The sequence below is a fragment of the Brasilonema sennae CENA114 genome (genome assembly GCF_006968745.1).
Classification (GTDB): domain Bacteria; phylum Cyanobacteriota; class Cyanobacteriia; order Cyanobacteriales; family Nostocaceae; genus Brasilonema; species Brasilonema sennae.
In genome coordinates, this window is the sequence record NZ_CP030118.1 from 1,235,493 (window position 1) to 1,261,262 (window position 25,770).

21 protein-coding genes and 3 pseudogenes are annotated in these 25,770 nt (G+C 41.9%); 13 read left to right on the plus strand and 11 right to left on the minus strand.

Annotated elements, in window-relative coordinates; genetic code table 11:
* Window positions 1-23: 23 nt before the first annotated feature.
* Both DP114_RS05215 and DP114_RS05220 read right to left on the minus strand, forming a co-directional pair.
* A complete protein-coding gene (locus tag DP114_RS05215) occupies window positions 24-3,371 on the minus strand; it encodes a two-partner secretion domain-containing protein (protein ID WP_171975626.1) in 3,348 nt (1,115 codons plus the stop codon).
* Between the two features lie 221 nt (window positions 3,372-3,592).
* Window positions 3,593-4,048: a CHAT domain-containing protein gene (locus tag DP114_RS05220; protein ID WP_246163063.1), complete on the minus strand. Its 456-nt coding sequence runs from the start codon at window positions 4,046-4,048 to the stop codon at window positions 3,593-3,595.
* Window positions 4,049-4,228: 180 nt separating this feature from the next.
* On the opposite strand from DP114_RS05220, the pseudogene DP114_RS05225 reads away from it, so the two are divergent.
* The 4 genes and pseudogenes from DP114_RS05225 (at window position 4,229) to DP114_RS05240 (ending at window position 7,830) form a co-directional block, all read left to right on the plus strand.
* Window positions 4,229-5,373 (plus strand): annotated as a pseudogene (locus tag DP114_RS05225) (ISAzo13 family transposase).
* A gap of 225 nt (window positions 5,374-5,598) precedes the next feature.
* A pseudogene (locus DP114_RS05230) lies at window positions 5,599-6,196 on the plus strand (IS630 family transposase); the annotation flags it as partial.
* Between the two features lie 261 nt (window positions 6,197-6,457).
* Window positions 6,458-6,874 carry a hypothetical protein gene (locus DP114_RS05235; RefSeq protein WP_171975627.1) on the plus strand — a complete coding sequence of 139 codons (417 nt, stop codon included), beginning with the start codon at window positions 6,458-6,460 and terminating at the stop codon, window positions 6,872-6,874.
* A 737-nt stretch (window positions 6,875-7,611) separates the two neighbouring features.
* Window positions 7,612-7,830 carry an MAPEG family protein gene (locus DP114_RS05240; RefSeq protein ID WP_211178286.1) on the plus strand — a complete coding sequence of 73 codons (219 nt, stop codon included), beginning with the start codon at window positions 7,612-7,614 and terminating at the stop codon, window positions 7,828-7,830.
* Window positions 7,831-7,857: 27 nt separating this feature from the next.
* Here the strand turns inward: DP114_RS05240 and DP114_RS05245 are convergent, their stop codons facing one another.
* Both DP114_RS05245 and DP114_RS05250 read right to left on the minus strand, forming a co-directional pair.
* Window positions 7,858-8,532, minus strand: coding sequence for a transposase (locus DP114_RS05245; RefSeq protein ID WP_256379389.1), 675 nt, complete (start codon window positions 8,530-8,532; stop codon window positions 7,858-7,860).
* Between the two features lie 31 nt (window positions 8,533-8,563).
* On the minus strand, window positions 8,564-9,061 hold the full coding sequence (locus tag DP114_RS05250; protein ID WP_169263472.1) for a helix-turn-helix domain-containing protein: 498 nt from the start codon (window positions 9,059-9,061) through the stop codon (window positions 8,564-8,566).
* A gap of 110 nt (window positions 9,062-9,171) precedes the next feature.
* On the opposite strand from DP114_RS05250, the pseudogene DP114_RS05255 reads away from it, so the two are divergent.
* Window positions 9,172-9,435: pseudogene (locus tag DP114_RS05255) on the plus strand (MAPEG family protein); the annotation flags it as partial.
* A 62-nt stretch (window positions 9,436-9,497) separates the two neighbouring features.
* Here DP114_RS05255 and DP114_RS34285 read toward each other — a convergent pair.
* The 5 genes from DP114_RS34285 to lepA all read right to left on the minus strand — a co-directional run bounded on the left by DP114_RS34285 (window position 9,498) and on the right by lepA (window position 15,081).
* Window positions 9,498-9,794: a hypothetical protein gene (locus tag DP114_RS34285; RefSeq protein ID WP_211178817.1), complete on the minus strand. Its 297-nt coding sequence runs from the start codon at window positions 9,792-9,794 to the stop codon at window positions 9,498-9,500.
* A complete protein-coding gene (locus tag DP114_RS05260) occupies window positions 9,791-10,543 on the minus strand; it encodes a transposase (RefSeq protein ID WP_216669932.1) in 753 nt (250 codons plus the stop codon). The genes DP114_RS34285 and DP114_RS05260 overlap by 4 nt, the downstream gene beginning before the upstream one ends.
* Before the next feature lie 371 nt (window positions 10,544-10,914).
* On the minus strand, window positions 10,915-11,346 hold the full coding sequence (locus DP114_RS05265; RefSeq protein ID WP_171975629.1) for a GNAT family N-acetyltransferase: 432 nt from the start codon (window positions 11,344-11,346) through the stop codon (window positions 10,915-10,917).
* A gap of 204 nt (window positions 11,347-11,550) precedes the next feature.
* Window positions 11,551-12,906 (minus strand): guanitoxin biosynthesis MATE family efflux transporter GntT, encoded by a 1,356-nt coding sequence (gene gntT, locus DP114_RS05270; protein WP_171975630.1) that lies wholly within the window; start codon window positions 12,904-12,906, stop codon window positions 11,551-11,553.
* Window positions 12,907-13,269: 363 nt separating this feature from the next.
* Window positions 13,270-15,081, minus strand: coding sequence for a translation elongation factor 4 (gene lepA, locus DP114_RS05275; protein ID WP_169267805.1), 1,812 nt, complete (start codon window positions 15,079-15,081; stop codon window positions 13,270-13,272).
* Window positions 15,082-15,663: 582 nt separating this feature from the next.
* Here lepA and DP114_RS05280 point away from each other — a divergent pair.
* From DP114_RS05280 to rlmN, 7 genes are all read left to right on the plus strand, one after another.
* Complete coding sequence (locus DP114_RS05280; RefSeq protein ID WP_169267804.1) at window positions 15,664-15,900, plus strand: hypothetical protein; 237 nt, start codon at window positions 15,664-15,666, stop codon at window positions 15,898-15,900.
* A gap of 328 nt (window positions 15,901-16,228) precedes the next feature.
* Window positions 16,229-17,986: a sensor histidine kinase gene (locus DP114_RS05285; protein ID WP_169267803.1), complete on the plus strand. Its 1,758-nt coding sequence runs from the start codon at window positions 16,229-16,231 to the stop codon at window positions 17,984-17,986.
* Window positions 17,987-18,100: 114 nt separating this feature from the next.
* Complete coding sequence (locus DP114_RS05290) at window positions 18,101-18,751, plus strand: DUF3386 domain-containing protein (protein WP_171975631.1); 651 nt, start codon at window positions 18,101-18,103, stop codon at window positions 18,749-18,751.
* Window positions 18,752-19,013: 262 nt separating this feature from the next.
* Window positions 19,014-19,799 carry a precorrin-4 C(11)-methyltransferase gene (gene cobM / locus DP114_RS05295; RefSeq protein WP_171975632.1) on the plus strand — a complete coding sequence of 262 codons (786 nt, stop codon included), beginning with the start codon at window positions 19,014-19,016 and terminating at the stop codon, window positions 19,797-19,799.
* Between the two features lie 51 nt (window positions 19,800-19,850).
* Window positions 19,851-20,204, plus strand: coding sequence for a phenylpyruvate tautomerase MIF-related protein (locus DP114_RS05300; protein ID WP_171975633.1), 354 nt, complete (start codon window positions 19,851-19,853; stop codon window positions 20,202-20,204).
* A gap of 43 nt (window positions 20,205-20,247) precedes the next feature.
* Entirely contained in the window at window positions 20,248-20,577 is a 330-nt protein-coding gene (locus DP114_RS05305) for an MGMT family protein (protein WP_169267809.1), read from the plus strand.
* A gap of 74 nt (window positions 20,578-20,651) precedes the next feature.
* Window positions 20,652-21,743 carry a dual-specificity RNA methyltransferase RlmN gene (gene rlmN / locus DP114_RS05310; RefSeq protein ID WP_171975634.1) on the plus strand — a complete coding sequence of 364 codons (1,092 nt, stop codon included), beginning with the start codon at window positions 20,652-20,654 and terminating at the stop codon, window positions 21,741-21,743.
* Window positions 21,744-21,793: 50 nt separating this feature from the next.
* Here rlmN and DP114_RS34725 read toward each other — a convergent pair whose 3' ends face one another.
* Both DP114_RS34725 and uvrC read right to left on the minus strand, forming a co-directional pair.
* The gene (locus DP114_RS34725) at window positions 21,794-21,973 is read right to left on the minus strand and encodes a replication restart DNA helicase PriA (protein WP_169267798.1); all 180 of its coding nucleotides are present in this window, start codon (window positions 21,971-21,973) and stop codon (window positions 21,794-21,796) included.
* Between the two features lie 808 nt (window positions 21,974-22,781).
* The gene (gene uvrC, locus DP114_RS05315; RefSeq protein WP_171975635.1) at window positions 22,782-24,659 is read right to left on the minus strand and encodes an excinuclease ABC subunit UvrC; all 1,878 of its coding nucleotides are present in this window, start codon (window positions 24,657-24,659) and stop codon (window positions 22,782-22,784) included.
* Between the two features lie 747 nt (window positions 24,660-25,406).
* On the opposite strand from uvrC, the gene DP114_RS05320 reads away from it, so the two are divergent.
* Complete coding sequence (locus tag DP114_RS05320) at window positions 25,407-25,604, plus strand: hypothetical protein (RefSeq protein WP_169267796.1); 198 nt, start codon at window positions 25,407-25,409, stop codon at window positions 25,602-25,604.
* The last annotated feature ends 166 nt before the right edge of the window (window positions 25,605-25,770 follow it).

Here is a 25,770-nt window from a genome sequence, read left to right on the forward strand (position 1 = left end):
AATATACAGTGTAAGTTGCTACATCAATGCTTATGCTGTTGATTAAACGCACGGCAATCAGCTATCTTCTGCCAGGAACTGTGGGGCGTGATGGCGGTTGGATTTGCTGTCAGTACGACGTTGCCATCAGCATCAATCAGCCAACCAGTAGCTTCTACTATGCGATCTGGTGTTCGGCTAGTGGGATTTGTCGAAACTGTAGTAGAGCGTTTATCAACTTCTGGGTTGAGAGTGACCAAATCTACCTGCACTGCATCAGTGTTGAGGACTTCGCCTGGGTTAGGGGGCAAGCCGCCACGTCCTGTGATGATAAATTGGCTTTTAACTATAGGGTTGCCCTCAGTGCAGGTTTGGGCTATCTTGGTGTCAACTGGTACTGATGGTAAGTTGACTAAGCCACTGTTGAGGTCAATCTCAGGTGTGTTGATTTGCACGGTACCACTTAGCTCAGGACTTCCCCCTGTGGCAGTGATATCACTATTGGGGGTAGATGCATTCCGGAATTGTGTACCAAAAATACCAGTCGCATTGATTCGCACATTTCCGCCACGGAAGTTAGCAGAATTGGCGCTGATGTCACTATTTTTAAAACCAATAAGGAAATCAGTGTCAATATTGATGTTGCCGCCGTTGACGTTTTCACCTGTTGCATTAGTGAAGATGTTGCTATTGCGACTCATTATCAAATCTTGTGAGTTAATGTTAATTGTCGCCTGTTCCCTATTCGGGACAACTTTAGCGCTGCGTGTGTTGGCGGTGAGTAAGGCATCATTATTTAAACGGATGGAGCGAGCGTTTAATGTCATATTGCCTGCGGTTCCATTTCCTTCACTGCTGCTGGATATTTCACCAAAGTTAGTGACTTGGAGCAACTTAGATGTGATATCTATTTCGCCCCCATCACCCACAGATCCAGTTTCCACAACGCTCTTGACTGCACTAGGCAAACTATTACTGCTCGCTCCATCAATTAAGATGTTATCAGTAGCAATAATCTTCACGTTTCCGGCATTTCCCTGTCCAAGGGTATTGGTGATCACCGCAGCACCGTTTGTTAAAGAAAGCGATCGCGTAAAGATATTGATATTACCCCCATTGCCTACCCCTTCCTGCAATCCCACTGAACTGTATGCACCACTCGATTGTCCCGATCCCTGGATAACATTTTTGCCCACACCATCAAAAGAAATAAAATCAGTGGCATTAATATTCACAGTACCTGCACTACCTCTGCCATCAATATCGGTAACTATTTGAGCGCCATTAGTAACGGAAAGCGATCGCGTATTAATATTAATGTTGCCCCCTTTGCCCACACCCCCCCTAGCCACTTCGCTGTAAATTCCACCCGGAAATCCTTTTCGATTCAGTCCATCTAAGGAAATAGAATCTGTAGCGTTAATCGTAATAGTGCCCGCATTTCCCTTTCCCAGAATACTTGCTGCCATGAAAGATCCATTACCAACAACTAAAGAGCCAGTGTTGATGTCAATATTGCCCCCATCACCTACAGCTTGACTATTCACCAGGCTGTAGGCTCCTCCTTCTGTTAAAAAGGAAACATTATCCCGTGCGTTGATGCTGATATTGCCTCCATTCCCAACTCCAAAGATGTCGCTACTGAGAATCGAGCCACTCACAACCGACAGGGAGCCTGTGGAGATATTGATGTTACCCCCATTACCCGTGCTTCCCCCTTCTAATTGGCTGAATATAAAACTTTCATCAGACAAAGAGACAGTATCACGAGCTTCTACATTCACATTGCCTGCATTTCCACGTCCTTTGCTGCTGCTAGCAAGCAATCGAGCATTATTGCTTAAGCGGAGCGAACCTGTCTTAATACGAACATCACCCCCATTTCCAAAACCTGCACCAAATTCAGGTACGCCTACGCTGCTAGTAGCGGTTCCTCGCTCGAACACCACTGAATCCCTGGCATCAATAGTTACGTTACCTGCATTCCCCTGACCCAAGGTGTTTGCTGTCAGAAAAGACCCATTCACCACAGAAAGTGATTTTGCCTGAATCCGAATATTGTTACCATTCCCGATTGCGTTTGGTTCTACAGTACTAAAGACCGCACCGCCATTTTGAAAAGAAACAGCATCGCGGGCTATTATATTCACACTACCAGCATTTCCCTTGCCAGTAGTCCAGGTTCTCAGTTGCGAGCCATTACTAACAGAAAGGGAACCTGTGTCCATGCTGATCTCACCACCATCACCCACACCTTCCCGTTCAACTTGGCTAAAAGCAAAAGCTCCATTTGTGAATTCAATCGTGTCACGGGCGTTAATTCTCAAATTTCCAGCATTTCCCTGACCAAAAGTACTGGTTTCAATTTTTCCGCCATTCGAGACAATCAGTGAGCCAGTTGTAATGTTAATGTCTCCAGCGTTACCCACGCCATTCTCCAATACCACATTGGAAATCACGCCGCCATCAATATTTGTGACTTCTTTAGCATTAAATTCAATATTTCCACGCCTTCCTGTGGATAGCAGTTCTGAATCTATCCCCGCCTGCACTCTTGTACCAGATCCTGAAATATTTAATCTCTGTGCATTGACAGCAATGCTACCGTCACCTCTAGCACTGACGTTAACTTGGGCACCATTTGTCAGCAATACATCAGTTAACGATACTTCTTGGGGAAACGTTAAGCGTAGTTGACCATCATTAGCAGCTAGTCCGATGTTACCATTTCCCGCTACACCTCCCAACTCGACACGTCCTCCCGGAACTAGCAACTGCCCAGCATCAATACTCACATTACCACCAACAAGTGCTAGAGTCTTACCAGGAGTTACCTGTAAACTAGACTCTCGTACTTCGACACTGCTAGCATTATTTGCGTATTGCAATCCAGTCGGCACACTGATAGTCAGCAGTGGTGTAGCTTTGGGATCTGTAGCACTAAATTCAAACCCATCCGCAAATTTCATACTATTGGCAGATGTGGCAAAAAAAGAACCGCCAATATCTAACCGAGCATTCTGACCAAATATAATGCCGTTAGGATTAATCAAAAACAGATTTGCCGTACCTAAGCTACGAATTAACCCATCAATATTAGAAATAGAATTACCCGTTACCCGACTAATAATATTTTGAATATCTGCGGTATTGTTAAACAAAGCCGTGCTGTTAGTAGGGACAGAAAACTCCCTAAAGCTGTGAAACAAGTTGCTTCCCGCTTGCGTTCCTCCAGTGATATTGAAGCTGCTTCTCTCTGTTTGGACACTGGAGTTATTAGGCAAAGTGCCATCAGGAATAACTTGAGCTACTGCACAATCTCCAAACAAAGAAAACACACCACCTATCGCAATCCCTAACAAAGCGCCCCAACGAGTACTTATCTCCAACATTGCACCCCCCAAGAAAACAGCAGTTGCTCTTCAACGGTTACGCTGCACCAGTATCAAATCAGTCACATCTACTGGTCGTGAAAGTCACCTCTGCCTAATTTTCTGTTCAAGCGTACAAATTTTACACAAAATCCGCTATTTCTTTACAAAAATTCATCAATCTTTTGCTAAACAGACACGAAATTTAGCACTAGTGCTCACACAGCTTCAATCACGGTTATTTAACTACACAGAATATTACTACTAGGTACTTGAGAGCAGATTTCGTTTAATTCACGCTTCACGTTATGTAGTGCAGAAAATCCGGAACGTGGTTCAGACAATCCTGCGGCTATTGTCTTTAATCCTTTGCGCAATGGTTTGGGATCAATTAGTTGCAAACCAGGGGTCAGTGCAATGCTATACTTCTCAATCAGATACTGTTTGCCATCGTAGAGAGCCGCCATTGGGATATTCCGCAAGGAACCATCCGGCACAAACACCAAAGTAGAGGTTTTACTGTCAGCCAAGGCAGCTTCAGCAGGTTTAATCAGCCAGCTGTAGACTTTTTGGGACAAGGACTGAACCTGTCGCAGTGTGTGGGGCTTTGATAAATTTTCCCGTAATTGTTTTACAGCAATTTTCAGGTAAGGGACTTCCAAAAAATAAATTATGCCATTATCAATAATGATAATCATTACCTATGGGGAGGTGAAGTGGCTGCCGTCGGCAGCCCCTTCACCCCCTTTTGTAGTAATTTGAATAATGACTTAGGTTTTTGAGTGTGACAAACGGTGTCTATAGTCTTAACTGATTCTCTAAAAAAGTTGTTGATTGAAACTGCATTTCAGCTTCATGGTGCGGCTAAACGTAAATTTATGGCACAAACAGTCGTGAAATTAGGTTTTGGGGGACAAAGGTTAGCACAACGAGAGTTGGCATGGAATCGAGACACAATTCGTAAAGGAATTAAAGAACTAACAACTGGCATTACTTGTGTTGATAATTACTCCGGTAAAGGACGCAAGAAAGCAGAGGAACATCTGATTACTCTTTTAGAAGATATAAAAAATATAGTGGATCAAGAAAGCCAAATTGACCCGAGTTTTAAAACTAGAAGATTGTATACTCGATTGACTGCTGCACAAGTGAGAAAGCAGCTAATAGAAAAGTACGGTTATAGTGACGAACTTTTACCCACATCAGAAACGATTCGAGTCAAATTAAATGATTTAGGTTACAACCTCAGACGAGTGAAGAAAGTTTTACCTCAAAAAAAATTCCTCAAACCTCAGCAATCTTTGAGGAATTAGCAATCGTTAATCAAAATGCGGACTCAGATCCAAGTATTTTACGCTTAAGTCTAGATGCCAAGGCTCGTGTCAACATTGGTACATTTGACCTAGGCGGTAGAAACAGAGTAAAAACCGAAACTTTTGACCATGATTTTCAACCGAAAACTACCGTAACTCCTTATGGTATATTCATGCCAAAGTTTGACGAATTGTTCTTATACTTTACAGAGTCAAAAGTCACAAGTGATTTTATAGTTGATGTTTGAGAGGACTTTTGGTTGGGAGAGAGACATCGTTTTTCTCAGGTTGAAACACTAGTTCTCAATCAAGATAATGGCGGCGAGAATAGTTCTCGCCGCACCCAGTTTATGAAACCTATAGTAGAGTTTGCCCACAAGTACTCACTAAACATACGTTTAGCGTATTATCCTCCATATCATAGTAAATATAACCCCATCGAGAGAACATGGGCAGTATTGGAAAATCATTGGAATGGCAGCATTTTAGATGAAGTAGAGACGGCTTTAAACTTTGCTAAGACTATGAAATGGAAAGGTAAAAATCCAGTGGTTAAGCTAATTCATAAAACCTATGAGACTGGGGTAAAGCTGACAAAAAAAGCTATGTCTCAAATTGAAAAACAAATCGAACGCTTAACCAATTCTACTCATGAACTTTATCCTAATTTGGGGAATTGGTTTATTGATATCTGTTTTGGGAAAATTTAATTAGTTTGGCAAAAGCATTTATCAAGTTCTAAATCATATTCAATCATCACTATTTCACTTTTCCACAAAGGACTCTTGTGTTAACTCTTCATGACTAATTGAGGGGGGAGAAAGGGTTGCCGTCGGCAACCCTTTCTCCTCCCTCATAATGATTATCATTATGATAAAAATGCTGTCTTTTGTTTTTTTTGGAATATTTTATTCTTTGGAAGTCCCTAAAGTCCAGACATTAGCGAACGCACCATCTGACGAGGGTTGAAAAAAATCGGATTCACGCGAAAAAAAAGACTTATGGCTACCGTGAACGGGATGAGGACAAACGGCGGAAGTTCCTCAAACAGCTAGCCGCAGTTGAGCGTGAGTTAATTGTGTATGCCGACGAAGCTGGCATGAATCAGCCGGAGGACTATGGTTACGGCTACAGTCCCCAAGGAAAACGGTTCTATGATCTCAAATCGGGTCGGAGAACGGGGCGAGTTAATATGATTGCGGCGTTGTGTGCTAAGCAGTTGCTTGCCCCATTCACAATTGAGGGGGCTTGCAACCGCCAGGTTTTTGAAACCTGGTTAGAAACATGCCTGATTCCAACATTAAAACCAGGGCAGAAGCTGGTGATCGACAACCCCACTTTTCACAAGGGTGGACGTATTGAGCAATTAGTGCAGGCTGCTGGTTCGTAGTCGCGTACTTGCCACCTTACTCTCCTGACTTGAACAAGATTGAACCGTGCTGGTCTTGGCTCAAAAGTCCCATCCGCAAGCAACTAGAGGACTTCCCTACCTTGCGGGCAGCGATGGAGCATATTCTGAGCTTAGCGTCCTAACCAACCTGGCGCTTGCTATAATACCAAATTGCGTTCAACACCTCACCTTTGCCCCTACCGTGCACACACATCTCCCTGAAAACCTCACCTTCGCTTTTTGCTACGCTAAAATCTTTCTCTTTCCTTTCTTTCCCTCTCCTTAATAAGGAGAGGGATGCCCGATAGGGCAGGGTGAGGTCTTTCAATAAGGAGAGGGATGCCCGATAGGGCAGGGTGAGGTAAACACGTATGAATGCAACCCGCGTATAAATTTTAAATCCAATGACTCAACCCATTATTTGGATACACGGAGACTGTCTAAGTCCGCGAAACCCCGCACTCGAAGAATATCCCGAAGCACCCGCCATCTGGGTTTGGGACGATGCTTTGATAGAAGAATGGCAACTGAGTTTGAAACGTCTCACCTTTATCTACGAATGCTTGCTAGAATTACCCGTTGTTATTCGCCGTGGCAATGTCGCCAAAGAAGTTTTAGCCTTTGCCAAAGAGCATAATGCCAACAAAGTCGTGACAGCAGACAGTCCTAGTCCCCGGTTTGATGCTATCTGTGATGAAATTGAGCGTTCTGTGGAACTAGAAGTCTTTGAAGTAGAACCGTTTTTTGATTACGACGGCTATATTGACCTCAAGCGCTTCTCCCGCTACTGGAAAGTTGCCCAAAAGTATGTGTTTGATTAGACTTGCAGGACAGAATTTGTAGCGATTTTTTACAAGTTCTGGAGCATGGGTGAGTTGAGTTCAACAGAACGCAACTGAGTATTATTTGAAGCAATGAATCATCTTGAATTGGGTGCAAAAGCTTGATCATTCTTGGTCGGTATTTTAATTTCTCTCAACTTGTAAACCTCACCAACCCCATCTTTAATGGAAACTCTGCTCAATCGCCACATCTAGAAAGTTACCTGTATTTTCCCGTAAAGAAGTATCTACTCCTTTATCCATAGATGCAGTGTTAGAAATGACACACATTGAACTTGCATAAAAAATTGTAGTATAACAAAGAACAACAATTGTGCCGATAGTTATGGATATAGTAGTCAGATATACAAATTTTTTGTTCAAAGCTTTGGAAAACATCAAGAATGCCCTTTGAAGAGAAGAGTGTATATCGGGAAAATGATGTTTCAGCTAATGTAACATTAGCTGAAACATCGCCTAAGATGGATCGTGCTAAACATACATCATCCTATGAAATGACCGTATTGGATGATTTCTGAAAAATTTTTAAAATACGGATATCAGACCAACACAAATAACAAACAGCTATTTGTAAAGTAGCTAATCAAATTTATTGAAGCTAGAGAGAAAAGTCATGATTTTAGTATGACTTGAGTCACATTTTGATGAGAAAATTATACTATAGTATCTTTCTTTAGACGAAAAAGTGACTTTAAATACTTAAAAATAACGAAAATATGATTCCAATTTCAACTCTTTTTATCGGGCTTAATGGTTTGATTGCTCTTTTGCTCACCTACATTGTGATGATGGAACGAACAAGAACAAGGCTGTGGCATGGTGAGTCAAAGGAAGATGTGGCGAAACAACGCGATCCGCTGATAAATCCAAATGTTGTTGCAGCTACAGTCGAAAAGTTACCGACAAAAATTATTCCTGATAAAGTTGAAGACTAGTACAGCACGGCGTAAATAAACCAAGTATTAGACAGCTAACACTTTACCCTTATATGTCCACTGAAAAGGTTTAGCCATTGTTTTATTAAAGTAGTCGATAAATTCAAGAATTCGGGTTTTTAGGTCATCCTGACTCTTGAAGCTAGCACGCTGAAGTAACTTACGAACCAAAATACTGAACCAAATTTCAATCTGGTTGAGCCAAGAAGAGTGTTTAGGGGTGTAATGGAAAACAATTCGATGTGTTTTGTCACTTAAAAAAGCAGCACGGGATTTCATGGATTTGAGTATTCCCCTTTTTCCTTTAATACCCAGATCGATATTCAAACCTTCTTTTTCTGCAACCAAACGAACCAGCGATTCAGACTGATGCGTATTCAGACAATCCATGATTAGATGCCATTTTTTAGCATTGGGTTCACTTTCAATGATTCGACGAATATTGAGAACAAAATCAACTTCTGTTCGAGAATCTCCACAAGTAGGCTCGATAATCTTACCAGTAGCGACATCAAAATTAGCAATTAAACTCTGTGTACCGTGACGAATATACTCAAACTCCCTTCTTTCAACTTTACCAGGTCGCATCGGTAAATCTTTTTCTAGACGCTCTGTAGCTTGAATACCCGTCATTTCATCAATTGATATTGTACGCTCTGCGTTTTGATAACGTTCAATCGCACTTATGTATAAACCAGTAATATCTTCAACTTTTACGTCAAATTCTTCGTCCTTAGGGGGGGGTTAACCAGTAACTACTCTGGTGGGGTTTAAGTTCTGCCTCTTCTAGTAATCTTCCAACATGGCGGACAGATATGCTTTCAATAATCCCTTGCTTTATAATTTCGTCTGCTAGTTCTCTTGGTGTCCAATGACTTATTGGTCGTCCGTAGTCTTCGGGTTTTGAACATGCAAGGGCAAACAGTTTGATTACTTGCTCCATACTAAATTTTACTGGTGCCCCAATACGCTCCGAATCTCGTAGTCTCTCAAAAGTAGGCAACTTTTTATCGCTAGTTTTAAACCATCGGTTTCGCCATAAACGAGCCATATCCAGACTTATATTTAATGTTCGAGCAATTTCGCCATTATTTTTCCCCTCTGACGCTAGAAGAATTATTTTTGCACGTAGTACTATTTGTTGCCCTGTATTGTGTCGGTTTACCAACTCTTGCAGTTCTGAGCGATCGCCATCGCTTAAGTTTAATTGTTTTGGAGCTAATCCTGCCACATCCTAATTCTCCGCTTCTCAGCAAAAACTACTTTTAATCTAATTACTCATTCTCCCACAGTAATACCTGGTTAACTTACGCCGTGCTGTACTAGGGTGCTTTACAGCGTAAGGTTCGCGCGCATGGGAATTTCGCGGAATATGTGCCCCTAGCATTACTTTTTGTCATTGCTCTTGAGTTAATGCATGCGCCAAATTGGCTCATTTGGTTAGAGGGTGGCGTTCTCACAATAGCCAGAGTTGCTCATGCATGGGGTTTAATTACAACTTATGGGCCTTCTATTGGTCGGGCAACTGGCTTTTTTATTACCTTGTTTGTCTACATACTTGGTAGCCTAGCTTGTGTTTATTATGGCATTAAAGGTATCATTTAGTATGTATTTATCAAAGGCTTCCAGTGATATTGAATATTGGGTTGCCCATTAATTTTATTGACTCACATCTTGCACCTGGAAATATGAATGTCAAAACCACAACTACGTGCGAGGGGAGCTAAGCGTTCAATATCAAGTAAAAGAAGAGACACGACTATTTGGGTAAAAATTGATTCTAAGGCAGTTTGTGCAGCCTGACCCCAATCAGGTGGTGATCCAGACTGAATATGAAGATAAGTCCAATGAGCAATGAGGTAGGCAGTCAGAGAAAGAATCAGCCAGCGATACATGCCAAGGAGAGAACCCTGTCCAAAACGGTGCAAACCAAAACGTTCGCGAAGCGTGACCCTTTGGGTCATTGCTTTGCGGTTTTAAACCATCCCTCAATTTGCCAACGACGCTTACCCCACCACTTGAGAGTAGAAGCTTTAATGGGACGAGTAGACAAGACAAAACGTTTTTCAAGCTTGCCCTTATCGCGCTTTAAGTAATACCAAGATACGGTAACGGGAAACTTTAAACCAACCAAACGGACTTGTTGTCCCTGTTTGTGTAAATGTCTTAAAACTCTTCCATCAACTAATTTACGGTTAATAGCCACACCTGTAACCGCATGATATTTCAACTTGCGTACACCATGAAGAAATTCCACGCTCCCAAAAGCCGTATCAACCAAAATATTCACCCGAAAGCGTTCAGTTAAAGATTTAGGTAAACGCTTAACTAACCTGAGTCCTAGTTGAGCGGGTGAAGGTGTACCCTTACCTCTCCAAACACGGAAGTTCCAAGGTATGCGCCACTTTCCGACAACTAAATAAACTACTACTATATGCAGACCACGTTTACCGTTATAAACTCTTATTAAATCCTCAAAGTTTTTAAATTTACCCCGTTTTTCAAGAGTCGTTAGGTCAATGATAACCTGTAAAAATGGTTTACGTCCTTTCCCTTCTGCTGAAAAAACCTTTAAGCTCGTCTCTAATACATGGTTACGAACAATACGAATCATATCCCTTGTTGACCAAGGATTGATATTTAAAAACCGACTCAATGCACTCGGAGATTTGGTTTGAGAGTGTTCAGGTAAGGGATGCCCTTGCGCTTCCAAAAATCATCCCAGCATTGCATCAAGATTATCTTTTTGGTATTGCGTCGGCATTAACTCTTTGAGATTGTATACTAGCTTTTGGGCGTAGGTAAGCATTGTTCTTGCTATAAAAAATTCGATATTTCACGCCCTTTCTCTCATATTTTCTGCTATCAAAGCAAATTCCGTTTTTGAAATTAAAGTTAGCGCTGGCGCTCCGCGCTCGCCGTAGGCGATCGCACTACAGGATGACGCAAATAGTCATCCCTACATCTTGTATTTTTGGAAGCTTTTTATGTAAAATTACGGCTACTTTAAGTTTCTTTATCACTCTTATGTACTTAAATTATTGATTCATCTTCTGTTATATTTTTGTACTCCTTATTTGCCTTTTACGGGTTTGTTCGGTTAGGTGCAAGATGTGAGTTGACTGACAGCTTACCAGCTTTAAAGCCATGCTTCTCGTAAAATACGCAAGCTCGTATATTCTGTTGTAATGTTTGAAGCATTAATCCTTGTGGACAAATCTCTTTAGCTTTGTTGAGTAGGGCTGAACCAACACCACAATTTTGATATTCGGGATTCACAAAAATCTGTGATAAATACTGTTCTTGTTTTATCACTACGACAAAGCCTACAATGTGATGTTCAACTTCGGCAACCCAAACTTCTCCTGTGACAGCAAGATCATCACAAAAGCGAGATTTCCATGCAGAATATGGCTGTGGATGTTGAATATTGGGAAATGTCTGGTGCCAAGTTCGATACCAAAGCTGAAGAATGTTTTCTAAATCCTTTGAGTCATAAAGTCGAATTCTCACCATGTTCAGTCAAGATTTTGAAAATAAAACCACAGATGTACACACATAAATTATCTGTGATTATTTGCACCGCAGGTGCAACAACAGCAACATGCCGCTTTCTCCTGGTGCTTATTCGATTTTTTTCCTTTGTTGCGAGCTACTAATTATTTCCATCTGTGACGATAGATGAGCAAAAAAGCAGTTTGAGCGCGATACGCGCGATCGCTATAGCTTGGGCAATTGACTAGCGTTAGTTGAATGACTTTCAAACATCTCTGGTAACTGGACTCCAAGTAGAAGTACTCTTGATGCCATAAACGCTGATGTCGCCAACCACAAAAGATGGTTATTCTCAGCCGACCATGCCCAAAACGCCACTGGTGCAAATCCCAATAAAGCTGCCATTAAGGCGGCGTTACGTAAAGATTGCCCTTTTGTTAATCCTGCAAAATACCCCTCCAGAATCCAAGCAATTGAAAAAAAACTCAAGACGAAGAATAACCAAGGTACATAGTGTTTAATTGGCTCAATCAGTTCAGCGTGATTGGTTAACAACCCAAATACAGTCTCAGGTAACAAAACGCACGCTCCTGAAGTGGTAACTCCCACCAGCAAACTAGTGAACAGCGAAATCTGCAATAAGGGCAGTAACTGATCATCAGCGGATTGACCTTTAAAATTTCCGGTTAAAGTCTCCGTAGTGAATCCTATTCCTTCAATCAAGTATGCGAGCAGAAATACTACCTGTTGGAGCAAGGCATTTTCTGTTAAGACATCTGTTCCGAAAGTGGCACTGAGATTGAAAAAAATTGTCCAAATCGACATATAAACTAAAGATCTAACCAGTAGGTCACTATTGAGGAAAAAAGTAGCTTGAAAAGCCGACGATTCCCAAAACTTCTGGAGTGCTGTTCGCAATTCTTGCCACTCGATAGAGCGAAACGCCAAGAGCATACCTACCAATAACGTCAAATACTCGCTAATCGCATGAGACAGTCCAGCCCCTGTACTTCCCAAATCCCACCGCATAATCGAGAAATAAGTCAGCACAATATTAGCGGCGTTGCCAACAGCGGTCAACAGCAACACTTTGCCATTTTGTTCCCGTCCCAAAAACCAGCCAATGATTACAAAATTGAGCAAAACTGCAGGTGCTCCCCAAATCCGGGCGTTAAAATAATCCAGTCCGATAGACTCAACTTCTGGAGAGCCGTTCAATAAATGAAACCCTACCGCTCCTATAGGGTACTGCAACACAAAGATGAGAACACCCAGCACTAAAGCTATGAAGCCATTTCGCACTCCTGCTAGTAATATCGCCTCTTGGTCGTCCTGTCCGACGGCTTGAGATGTTACTGCGGTAGTTGAGATCCGTAAAAAGAGCAAGTTCTCGTAGATGTAGTTGAAGAGAACTGTAGCCAAACTAACTCCTGCTAAATGACGGATTTCGGTGAGATGACCTAAGAATGCAATACCGATCAAACCTGCCAAAGGCTCTGTGAGATTGGAAAGAACATTGATAACTGTCAGTCTGTAAAAACGACGGAACAGGTCATGGTTCGCTTTTACATAGTCAAACATATAACAATCCTAAATATTCCTGTAAATTTTCTATGATTTAACTGTTTATAAAAGCGAGTACTAATTATGTTTCTTCGCACAAAGGTCATTCGTGACGGGTGACCGGAGAAATCCGTGTGTCCTCTTCAATCATTGAAAGAATATAGCAGGGAACGCTTAACGCTTAACAGACTTTCAAGTCTCTTGGTGACCATGTTTTCTCATTAGTTCGTGCCCTAATCTACCTGGCGACTGCTATATATTGACAATAAAACCACAAACACACACAAATGTATACCAGATAAATTATCTGTGATTATGTGCGTACATCTGCGTGCATCTGCAGTTCCAAAAACATTGCCATCAACAGGGAAAAAAGTGGGGTTACTGCTGATCCAAACGCAGTACTGCCATAAAAGCTTCCTGCGGAACATCCACCGTACCCACAGATTTCATCCGCTTTTTACCTTTGGCTTGCTTCTGCAAGAGTTTCTTCTTCCGGCTAATGTCACCACCGTAGCATTTAGCAAGCACGTCTTTGCGCAATGCCGGAATATGTTCACTAGCGATAACTTTACTGCCAATCGATGCTTGAATTGGGACTTTGAATTGATGGCGAGGAATCAATTCTTTAAGTTTTTCTGCCATTGAGCGCCCAACGTTGTATGCTTTATCTCTGTGGACAATCATCGCCAAAGAATCCACAGGATCGCCATTAATTAAAATATCGAGCTTGACGAGGGGATTTTCCCGGTAGCCAATCAGGTGATATTCCATGCTGGCATATCCCCGAGAACGCGACTTCATTTGATCAAAGAAGTCTGTAACAACTTCTGCCAAGGGCAACTCGTAAGTGAGTGTAGTACGTCCTTGGGTGAGATACTTCATATCTTTGAAGATACCACGTCGATTTTGCGCCAACTCCATCAAAGTGCCGACGTAACCTTCTGGTGTAATCATATCCACTTGGACGTAGGGTTCTTCGATTTTTTCCCGTTCGTTGGGAGAGGGTAGGTGACTGGGGTTGTCGATGTACACCTCTTCACCCTTGAGAGTGTGCACCTTGTAAACCACAGAAGGAGCTGTAATTATTAAGTCGAGGTTATACTCTCGCTCTAGGCGTTCTTGGACAATTTCCATATGCAACAAGCCTAAGAAGCCACAGCGGAAACCAAAACCCATCGCGCTAGAAGTTTCTGGTTCAAAGTGCAGTGCTGCATCGTTGAGTCTTAGCTTATCCAAAGCTTCGCGTAAGTCTTCAAATTGATCAGCATCAATGGGGAACATTCCACAGAAGACCATTGGATTAGCTTCTGTATAACCAGGTAATGGTTCAGCAGCTTTAGCGTTAGATAATGTTATTGTATCTCCCACCCGTGCATCAGCCACAGCTTTGATTGCAGCAGCTAAATAACCGACTTCTCCAGCGTGGAGTTCTTCAACCTGCTTTTGGGTGGGAGAAAGCACTCCTAACTCATCAATTTCGTATTCCTTGTCAGAAGCCAACAGATAAACGCGATCGCCCTTCTTCACTGTGCCATCCATCACCCGGAAATAAACTATCACTCCCCGGTAACTGTCGTAATAGCTATCAAAAATCAATGCGCGTAGGCGATCGCTCACCGTATTTCGTGGCGGTGGTATCCGCTCAACAACTGCCTCTAAAATATCACCAACACCAATTCCCTCTTTGGCAGAGGCAAGAATTGCATTACTACAATCTAAACCGATAATTTCTTCAATTTCCCCGATGACTCGGTTTGGTTCTGCTCCTGGTAAGTCGATTTTGTTTAAAACCGGGATAATTTCCAAGTTATGCTCTAAGGCTAAGTAAACATTTGCCAGGGTTTGAGCTTCCACTCCCTGGGAAGCATCCACTACCAACAGCGCACCTTCGCAAGCAGCAAGACTGCGAGATACTTCATACGAAAAATCTACATGTCCAGGAGTATCAATTAAATTAAGTACATACTCCTGACCATCCTTTGCCTTGTAATTCATTCGGGCAGCTTGCAGCTTAATTGTAATGCCGCGCTCCCGTTCCAAATCCATGTTGTCGAGAAACTGTTCTTTCATCTCCCGCTGATCTACAGTGCCTGTCACTTGCAGCAAGCGGTCTGCTAGGGTAGATTTTCCGTGATCAATGTGAGCTATAATACAAAAATTCCGAATACGAGCTGCAGGTACATCAGTCATATAGTTCTTTGGTTTATCAGCAACAAAGGATAAAACAGCAATATACTTAACGTATTTTAATGCTTTATTGGCTCAGACGGTGATATGAGAAGATGAGGAGATGGGAACAAAGGAAGCGCTTGGGTTAGATTTGGATTGCAGGGGAGCCAGTACTTGATGAGGATCTCCCTCACGCTTGTTCTGGCGTGAGAACAAATTTTGACTCTTGACCAACAACCAATTACCAAGGATTAAGGACTTAGGACTATTGACTAATGAGTACTGACAAATGAATATTAACTTGTAGACTTTTTAATGAAGATATAAAGGTCTATGCATAGCTTATCGTATTTATCAGTTAGGGGCGTACAATAAACAACAAGAAGTACAAAATACGGACTTCATGAGCAACGGCTACCCGCAATCCCCCCACGTCTCGCGGCGGGGGTGTCCTCTTCCCCCTAAAAAGAGGTGCAAAAGCCGCCCTGCTGCTCAAATTCAAGCCCAACGTCTTCCGGCAGAGGTGCTTGACAGGTGCCCTACTGATGTGAAGAAAGTGACTTTACCAAGCCTTGGAAAAACAAGTTCAGAGTATATCATCCTATGAATATGAAAGAGAAAACTACCGATGCGGAACAAAGACTTGCCGATAAGGTAGAGATTGCTATTCGCCTCGACTCCGACTTGCTAGAACAAATTCAGCATCTCACCAATGATCCAAGCAAAGTCATTGAGGTGGCGATCCGTCAGTGGTTGAAGGGTGAAAGCCCAAGAGACGATGAACTGACGCGTACACCTGTGCGTAAACCTTTACCAGCTCGGGGAGAGTGGAACGATTAAATTCACAAAAAGCTCAAAAATGTAAAAAGTAAGACACATATGGAGGATGAAAAAATGTAAAATTTTGATGCTAGATATTAAGCCGGAGATCAGGCGGCGATTGGACTCGTAACAACAGACGCGGGCATGCGTATGGCAGTGAAATATTAAAGAAACACGATTTATCTAAATTCTTGCTATACAAGGATTTGAAAATGTGTTTTCTGGCACAACAATTCATTAATCGCCGCGAAGCGTGTGCTAAAGCGATCAAAATTTCTTCCCAACTAAGCCAGCGAATCGTAAAGCTTATTTAATGGGTTGGCTTCTATGTTATCCAACTCGGGTCATGAGTATTACTGCTAACTCCCAAAGGTCGAACATATTGTCAGAAAATCTAGAAGATATTACCAGTAACACTAATGGCTCATGGGCAAATTTAGGAGCCGAGTTGGTGTACACGCAAGATAGTACAGGACGCTATCTAAGTTTCTGGTGGCAACACAGCGAATGCCTAGGGTTAAATCCTGTGCAAATTCTTGAAGCTAAAAGCGGGAAAGAATGTGCCTTCACCCCAGTCGAGCAGGCTGTGTATGTGGAAAAATTGCAGCAAATATTGACAACTTTGATACCCCAGAGGTATAAGTGCTGGTTTAGCTACGGTCAGCAGTTGTTTGAGTTGGAGTTGGTGATGAGTCCAATAATGCCCTCATTGGCAAGCACTCCGACAACAGTTTTAGTCATGGGACGACTGCTGCAAACAGCACTCAGCAAAGAAGAAAAAAACTTGACATCTCCAATACCTGTACACTTAGATTCAGCCACACGTTCACGGCGTCACCATAAACTCATAAACCAAATTACCAGAAATATTCGGCGGACATTGGATCTGGATATTATTTGGCAACAAACGGTGGATAGTTTGGGGAAAGCGCTGCAATTGGAACGCTGCATCATTTGTCCCTACCAGTCCTCTAGCACGAAAGTGCAGGTGATAGCAGAGTATCGCCAGCCATCTTTAAGTTCTATGCTTGGCTTGGAAATAGATATAGCTTCTGAGCCGAGCTTTGCTGACGCATTGGCAACTCTACAACCGATTTTGGCAAAAAACCCACAACATCTTGAGTTTGACCAGCAGAAAATGTTAGTGGTTGCGACTTCCCATCAAGACGAACCTAATGGATTGATTGCTATTACTTTAGGCACAAAATACTGTACAGTCAGCCCAGAAGAACTTGAAATAGCAAAAGATGTGGCAGATCAACTAGGAACAGCGATCGCCCACGCAATTTTATACAAAGAACTAGAAAACGCGCGTCAACAAGCCGAACAAGCCACTCGCCGCATCAGAGAATTTCTCGCCAATGTCACCCATGAACTGAGAACACCACTTAACGGTATTATCGGATTTTTGAAGTTGATTTTGGAAGGCATGGCTGATGATCCAGAAGAACAAAGACAATTTCTAGAAGAAGCTCATAAATCATCACTGTATCTGCTTGATATTATCAATGACATCTTAGACATTGCCAGAATTGAAGCAGACAGAATGGAACTGGAATTGCAATCAGTCAAATTAGATGAGTTATTCAGTGATGTAGAAGGTTTTATGCGACCTCAAGCAGAGGGGAGAAATCTCAGCGTTCAAATTAATATGCCTCCTACCTCTGATGAAGTTATCGTCTACGGTGATTACCAACGTCTCAAGCAAGTGATGCTAAATCTGGTTAGTAATGCGATCAAATTCACTCATGAAGGCGGTATCACTGTTACAACCGATGTCGTTCGCAAAAAAGTCACATTTCAAGACCAACAATTTCCTGGTATGGTGAGAGTGCGGGTGGCAGACACTGGTATTGGTGTCTCTCTTGACAAACAGGAGAAACTGTTTCAATTATTTAGTCAGGTAGATAGTTCTCGTACTCGCCAGTACGGTGGTACAGGTTTGGGGCTAGCAATATCCCAAAAGCTCGTAGAGGCGATGGGAGGTCAGGTTAATTTTTATAGTTTGGGCGAAGGGTTAGGATCAACAGTAACATTCACTGTTCCGCTTTATCAACAACCAGTTATGGTTTTGTCCCCAGATAGTGATTCCCAAGAGTTGTAGGAAACGCTTAACAGTGAACAGTGAACAGTGATAACTGGTAACTGATGAGTGATAACTGATTTTACTGTGCTCAGTGAATTAAACTGGAGGAGTAGGTGAAGTCAAAATGGTTTTATGACACATCCAACAACAGCCCGTCAGATATTCCAAACCGCTTACGAAAGTCGTTACACTTGGGATGAAAACTTTCCTGGCTACAGTGCAGATGTGCAACTCGTTCAACCAGATGAAGTTCACACAGGTAAGATTCGGATCAACCGGGATTTAAGCGTAGAAGTTACGGGTGTTGCAGATGAGCAAGTACAAGAAGGGATTTCTACCCAATTGCGAGATACAGTCACCCATCGTAAACGTACAAGTTTTGAGCAGTCTCATGGAAAGCACGAGTTTTGCCTGGGTGAACAAGACTCCGATGGTGCAATAGAAATTTTGGTAAATGGCGACTGTATGGGTTCAAATTATAAAGTCCGGGGCAATGAGATTTGTCAGGTTAGTCGCATCCTGGGTCGTATGGCTTTTATTATTAATACTCACGAAAATTTCGATACAGGTTCTGGTTACCTTGGAACTCGCTATGATGCGGTTTTTCGTAACTTGAAAACAAATGAAATCACCAGCATTCTCAAATTTGAAGATTCTTATGAGAAGATAGACGATTACTATGTGATGACTAAGCAGGTTGTGCAAGAGGATAAAGATGGCGCTAGCACAACAACTGAGTTTGCTTATTTCAATATTAAGCTACTAGAAGCAGCGATTGTTTAGCTAGCTCATACCCGAAAAGCTTTAACAGTTATCAGTTATCAGTTACCAGTTATCAGGGGGGTCAAGAAATCGCTTCCTCTGTTCACTGTTCACTGAATAAAAAATGCCCCAGAGAATTCTCTAGGGCTTAACCAGGGTGCATCTACCAATACACTCTACTAGAAGGAGGGGTTCTATCCGGAAAGATACTGAGGAAATGCCAAAAATTTTTTTGGATGAGTTGCTGTATGTTGCGATATGCACGAATCTACTAACGAAGTGAATGACAAAAAGTAATTATATATCTCTAGAATCTGGTGTGTACATCGTCGGTGCAGGTCCTGGAGACCCAGAGTTATTGACTCTTAAGGCGCAAAAACTCCTAAAACTTGCCGATGTTGTTTTATTTGCTGATTCTTTAGTACCTCAAGAGATTTTAGAGCTTTGCCGCGAGGATGCAGAAATTATTCCCTCTGTGAACAAGACTTTGGAAGAAATTTTGCCAATTATGATCGAACGAGTGCGATCGCACAAATCTGTCGTCCGTCTCCATTCTGGCGATCCGAGTCTCTACAGCGCCATCCACGAACAAATGTATCTTTTGGCAGAAGCGGAAATTCCTTTTGAAGTGATACCAGGTATTAGTGCTTTTCAAGCAGCAGCTGCGAAACTCAAAGTAGAACTCACTGTTCCCGGTTTAGTCCAAACAATCATCCTCACGCGCATCAGCGGACGTACAAAAGTTCCCGAAACAGAAGAATTAACCACTCTCGCAGCCCATCAAGCTAGTTTATGTTTATATCTGAGTGCACGTCACGTTGAAGCAGCTCAAGCTAAACTACTCCAACACTACTCACCTGAAACACAAGTAGCTATTTGCTATCGCTTAGGATGGTCTGATGAAAAAATAGTGGTTGTTCCTCTCCATAAAATGGCAGAGTGTACTCACACAGAAAAGCTAATTCGCACCACACTTTACGTAATCAGCCCTGCACTTTCCCAAGCATCAGCACGCTCTCGTTTATATCATCCCGAACATAGTCACTTGTTTCGCTCATATCACAGTTGAAGACTCTGCTATTCGGTAAACTGAACAATGGGAAACTAACAAGAAAATGCCATGCCTTTAATTAAAGTCCAAACTTCTGTATCTGCTCCTCTTGGAGAAGAAGTTGAAGCATTGCTCAAAAGCCTATCAGCTAAGTTAGCTAAGCATACCGGAAAACCAGAAAGCTACATTATGACAGCTTTTGAAGCAGCAGTTCCCATGACATTTGCTGGCACGACTGAGCCAGTATGCTACATCGAGGTTAAAAGTGTCGGTACAATGAAGCCAGACCAAACCGAAGTGATGAGCCAAGACTTTTGCCAGGAGATTAACAAGGCGCTAAAAGTGCCTCAAAATCGTATATATATAGAGTTCGCTGACGCCAAGGGTGCGATGTGGGGCTGGAATGGCACAACTTTTGGTTAGTTTTTTTGTACAAATGCCTTAGAGTTGTATTGAATCAGTGCCAGTGTCTACTTACAATGTCATCTATCAAATAGTGCGTCAGATTCCCAAGGGAAGAGTCGCAACCTATGGACAGGTGGCGGATTTAGCAAATCTATATGGTAAAGCGCGTCTGGTAGGTTATGCTCTCTACCGTCTAGATATAAGCTTATCCGATGTCCCGTGGCATCGAGTTATTAATGCTAAAGGCGAGATATCTCAATCTCCTTCGCGATATGGAGGAGATAATTTGCAGCGATCGCTCCTGGAGCAAGAAGGGATAAAATTTAACACAGAAGGAAAAATGAACTTGCGAGAGTATCTGTGGCAACCCTCCTTAAATGTAGATGACTGACCAGAAGTGATAAACTCAAACAACAAGAGTAGCAATCGCCTACCATAGAGATTCAAAGCCAATTCCTAACTACCATGTCTGTTAAATCTGTCCCTGTACTCCCCTCCCCGAAAACTAGTGTTGTTCAACAACCAAACCTCTCTATTCCACCGCTTCTAGGAGCAAGTTTAGAGGAGTTAACGGGTTGGGTACAGCAACAGGGACAACCGGCTTATAGAGGAAAGCAACTGCACGAGTGGATTTATCAAAAGGGAGTGCGATCGCTCTCGGATATCTCTGTGTTTTCTAAACAATGGCGTGCTGAAGTTGCAGAAATTCCCATCGGGCGCTCAAATATACAGTACCGCTCTGTCGCTCCTGATGGTACCGTCAAATATCTTTTGCAACTCAGTGATGATCAAATTATTGAGTGTGTGGGTATTCCCGCAGAAAAGCGCTTAACAGTTTGCGTTTCAACTCAAGTGGGTTGTCCGATGGCGTGCGATTTTTGCGCTACTGGTAAACAAGGATATAAGCGCAATTTGGGACGTCATGAAATTGTTGATCAGGTGTTGACGGTTCAAGAAGATTTTCAACAACGAGTCAGCCATGTGGTATTTATGGGCATGGGTGAACCATTGTTAAATACAGATCATGTTATAGGATCTGTCAAATCTTTAAATCAAGATGTGGGTATTGGACAGCGTAACTTGACTGTCTCTACTGTTGGAATACGCGATCGCATTCGCCAGCTTGCTCAACACCAGTTACAAGTCACTCTTGCTGTCAGTCTCCATGCCCCCAACCAAGCACTCCGGGAACAACTCATTCCCAGCGCCCGTTCCTATCCTATAGAAGATTTGCTTGCTGAATGTCGGGAGTATGTCAAAATTACTGGACGCCGTGTCAGTTTTGAATACGTTCTTCTTGCTGGCGTGAACGATTTGCCAGAACACGCCTTGGAATTAGCACGACACCTGCGAGGATTCCAGAGTCATGTTAATTTAATTCCATACAATCCCATCACAGAAGCAGATTACAAACGCCCTAACGAAAATCGAATTCAAGCTTTTGTCAAAGTCCTCAAGCAGCAACAAATTGCGGTTAGTGTTCGCTACTCCCGTGGTTTAGAAGCTGATGCTGCTTGTGGACAATTGAGAACAAATGAGAACAAAAAAGAGTCCTGAATCGTGAGTCATTTCCTCTCACAAATCAGGACTCAGTATTGAGTATTTAACTAACGCGGTGCAAGAATACCCGGAGCGTAAGCTTCAATCACTTTGTTAGTACGTGTACAAGTGATCATTAAGTAGTCACACGTTGCACATTGTGTCCGAGTTAGTTGACTATCTAATAAATAATGTCTTTCACCTTCGCTACCACAATTTGGGCAGCGAACATTTTGTACTATCTGCATTTGAAAATCCTTAACTTTCGTGTTTTTTTGAAAAAAAGCAAATGAAACGTGTAAATCTTCTCGATTTACAAAATTCAACAAATCATAATTTATATCGCTTACATTAACATAAAATGAACTGTTCTTTTTTATTTGTCTTTATTTAATTATGTTCATCTTAAAGGTCTATGTTATCCAACTCTGGATATATAAATCATTTATCTTTTTTGATTCTAATTATAAATCTCGTGATCCCAACCATTAAGACGTTGAGACTTCGTTTTTTGTGATCAGGTCAAGTTTTTCTTTTTTACTATGAAATACAGAACTTTTTGGGAAGTTAAATTTACAGTAAACAGTTAAAAACTCCAAAATTATTCCAGAATATCAATCTTTACCCACTTTTTGTCACGCTCAAGCTCTCATACGGTCTTATATCGCAAGCAAACGCTGTGTAGAGTATCCACAATTTCCTTGGAGGCTAAACCTCAATAGTTAAAATCTAGAAGCGAAGGACTGTAATCTGTAAATAGGCATATCTAAAAAGCACTCATTAAAAACTCACTCTACCTTTAGGATTAGTAACACTATGTAACTTTTTAGCTTTTCTTTATTTTTGTTTACTATTGATAATGATATGAACTCGTGAGCAAAAAATTTTATAAAAAATTCCAGTTATGGAGATTAACCGGATTGCCTATGTTTGCTAACGTAGTTCTTAGTAATGGGTAATGGGTAATAGGTAATGGGTAATGAATAATGGGTTTTTTCCAATTATCCATTACCCAACACTTTTTTGTTAATAAAACAGTATTACATGATACGAATTTCAAGAAGGATGGAAATAATCGTAAATTTCTTGAGCCAAACGAGGACCAATACCCGGTACTTCGGCAATCTGTGCAGGTGTTGCTTGTCGAATATAATCAACAGAGCGAAAATGTCCTAAGAGCAACTTTTGTCGATGGTGTCCCAAACCAGAGATTTCATCTAAACGCGATCGCTTCAATTTATCACTGCGCTGTTGTCTATGAAAACTCACGGCGAATCGATGCGCTTCATCTCGTAAACGCCGCAAAAGTTGTACTCCGGGTTGTTCTGACTCAGTTTCCAGTGGTTCGGACTCTCCTGGTAAAAAGATTTCTTCTCGCCGTTTTGCCAAACTAATGACTCGCAAATCTTCCAATAAATTCATTTCTTGCAAGACTGCAACCACAGATGACAACTGACCTTTACCACCATCTATCATGATAAGGTCGGGCCAATCAGGATTTCCCATTCGCGCTAAGTGCGGCTCTTCGATATACTTGCGAAAGCGACGCTGGATAACTTCAGCAAGACTGGCAAAATCGTCTGAGTGTCCTGTTGTGACTGTAGGATTTTTGATTTTGTAATGGCGATAGTGCTGCTTGGCGGGTAAACCGTCAATAAACACGACTTGGGAAGCAACGGCGTTTGAACCTTGGATATGGGAAATGTCGTAACCTTCGATGCGGTGAGGTAACTCGGGTAAATCGAGGATGGTGGCTAAATCGTGCATCGCTTGTTGGTTGCGATCGCTTAATTTTTGCGTTCGTTGCAACTCATATTGAGCATTTCGCTCCACCATATCAATCAATTCTGCCTTGACTTGTCGCTGTGGATTAAAAATCGTGACTTTTCTTCCCTTACGCGCAGTCAGCACATCCGCTAATATCTCCCCATCAGGTAATTCGTGTTGTACCAAAATCTCTGTGGGAATTTCTACAGAGTCAGCAGTTTGATAATGCTCCTCCAACACTCTTTGTAAGATAGCACCTGGTTCCGCGTGAGCATCCGCGACAAATGCTAAACGTCCTACCAATTGCCCAGCACGAATCTGGAATAATTGAATGCAGGCGAGTTGTTCGTCACTAAAGAGCGCAATCGCATCACGGGAAACTGTATCATCTGGTAGAGACACTTTTTGATCAGCACTCAGGGACTTTAAGCCAGCAATTTGATCACGAATCCGTGCTGCTGACTCAAAGTTTTCATATTCAGCTGCTTTTTGCATTTGCTCAGTTAAAGTCTCGATAAGTTCTTGACTTCGACCTTGAAAAACCATCGCCACTTTTTGCACAGTTTTGCGGTATTCTTCAGGTGAAACCAGCAACTGACATACACCCGGACAGCGTCCTAAATCGTAATTCAAGCAAGGACGATCTTTGAACAATGGCTGAGGACGTTGTCGCAAAGGAAAGATACGCTTACACAAGCGCAATATCTCCCGTAATAAGCCAGAATCAGTATAAGGACCGTAGAATTTATCTTTTTCTTTCCCTATTTGACGTTTGCGAGTGATAAAAATACGCGGATAATCTTCTGACCATGTAATACACACGTAAGGATATTTTTTATCATCCTTGAGTAATACGTTGAAATAAGGTTGATGCTGCTTGATCAGGTTGGCTTCTAACGCCAAAGCTTCAGTTTCGGTATCGGTGACAATAAATTCAATTTCTGTCACCTGCTTAACCATTGTAGCGATGCGTTCGCTCAGTCTTTGTGAGTCTCGAAAATAAGAACGAACACGCGATCGCAACTTCCGCGATTTGCCTATGTAGATGATGCGATCGCTTCCATCTCGCATCAAATAAACTCCAGGTTCTGGCGGAATTTCTTGTAGTCGGAGTTCTAGGCGTTCAGGTTCTCTGACGAGTGGTACTATTTGAGCAGATGTTGTCACAACCAGTGTTTGGTCATTCTACGAATTTATCTATCTCTATTTTAAGTAAAATTACTGTTTGTTTTCTAAATTTAAGATTGAATAAACAAGATTTACGACTTCTGGTGAAAAGTCGGGGATCGGAATCTAAGTTAGTTTTTACCGAAAAAAGAACTCAGAACTCAGAACTCAGAATATTAAACGCGCTTTTTTAGTATGATTAAGAGTTCTGGTCTTGAGTATTGGTATAAAGCCCTTTCATTGTCCCCTAAACATCTGGCAGCCTTGTATTTGTTGACCTGTCAGCATTTACGAGTACTCGTTGTTTGAAGGCTGCCAGATTTTTTCGTGTTAGACCCAAACGCCCGGATAAATCCTTTGGAGACCAAGAAAGTTTTTCCCTTTCTTAAATCCCCCGGATTCCATCCGTGGGGATATTCTGATTACTGCGTTCTGTGTTCTTCTTAAAATACTTTATCATCAAAATCAGGGTTACACAGAATTGGTATTAACCCAAAGACTGACTTGCGCGGCTATCATCAAGATAACTAGGTTTCGTCTTTGCCATAGCCGCTTGAATGTTTTCTATAATCTTTTGGGCTATTTCAGTGAGTATAACTCAATTTTTTCGTGTCGAATAACACAGAATTTGCTGCAAGATAGATATTACCCTGAGAAAGAATTAGTAAAATGTAATAGTTACAAGAGCTACAGCTTCATTAAACTTAGCTCTAAAGATTCATATTTGAAACTAAGGAACAAGAAACTATGGCTGGAATGAAAACTTCTAAGGATTACGAATTTAGTGCTAATGCTGAAATTTGGAATAACTTAAAGTCCGCGATCGCAGCAAGTTCTGGTTTCAAGCGCTGGCTACTAGAACGCGATACTCAATTTCAGAAGCTACGCCTTGAGGAACAAGTACAAGGTTATTTGCGCGAAACCTTAGAAACATTAGCTTACTAATGAGTGCGGACGCGTCAATAAACATACCTAAAATAACGCGGGAGGCAGATAGCCCCGAAGCAGAGTTTCAATAAATAAAATGAATTGAAACTCTGCGTTATTTATATCGGGATGGAATACCCACACGACTGATTTTTCAGTCGTGTGCCAGTTGATTAACTGTCAT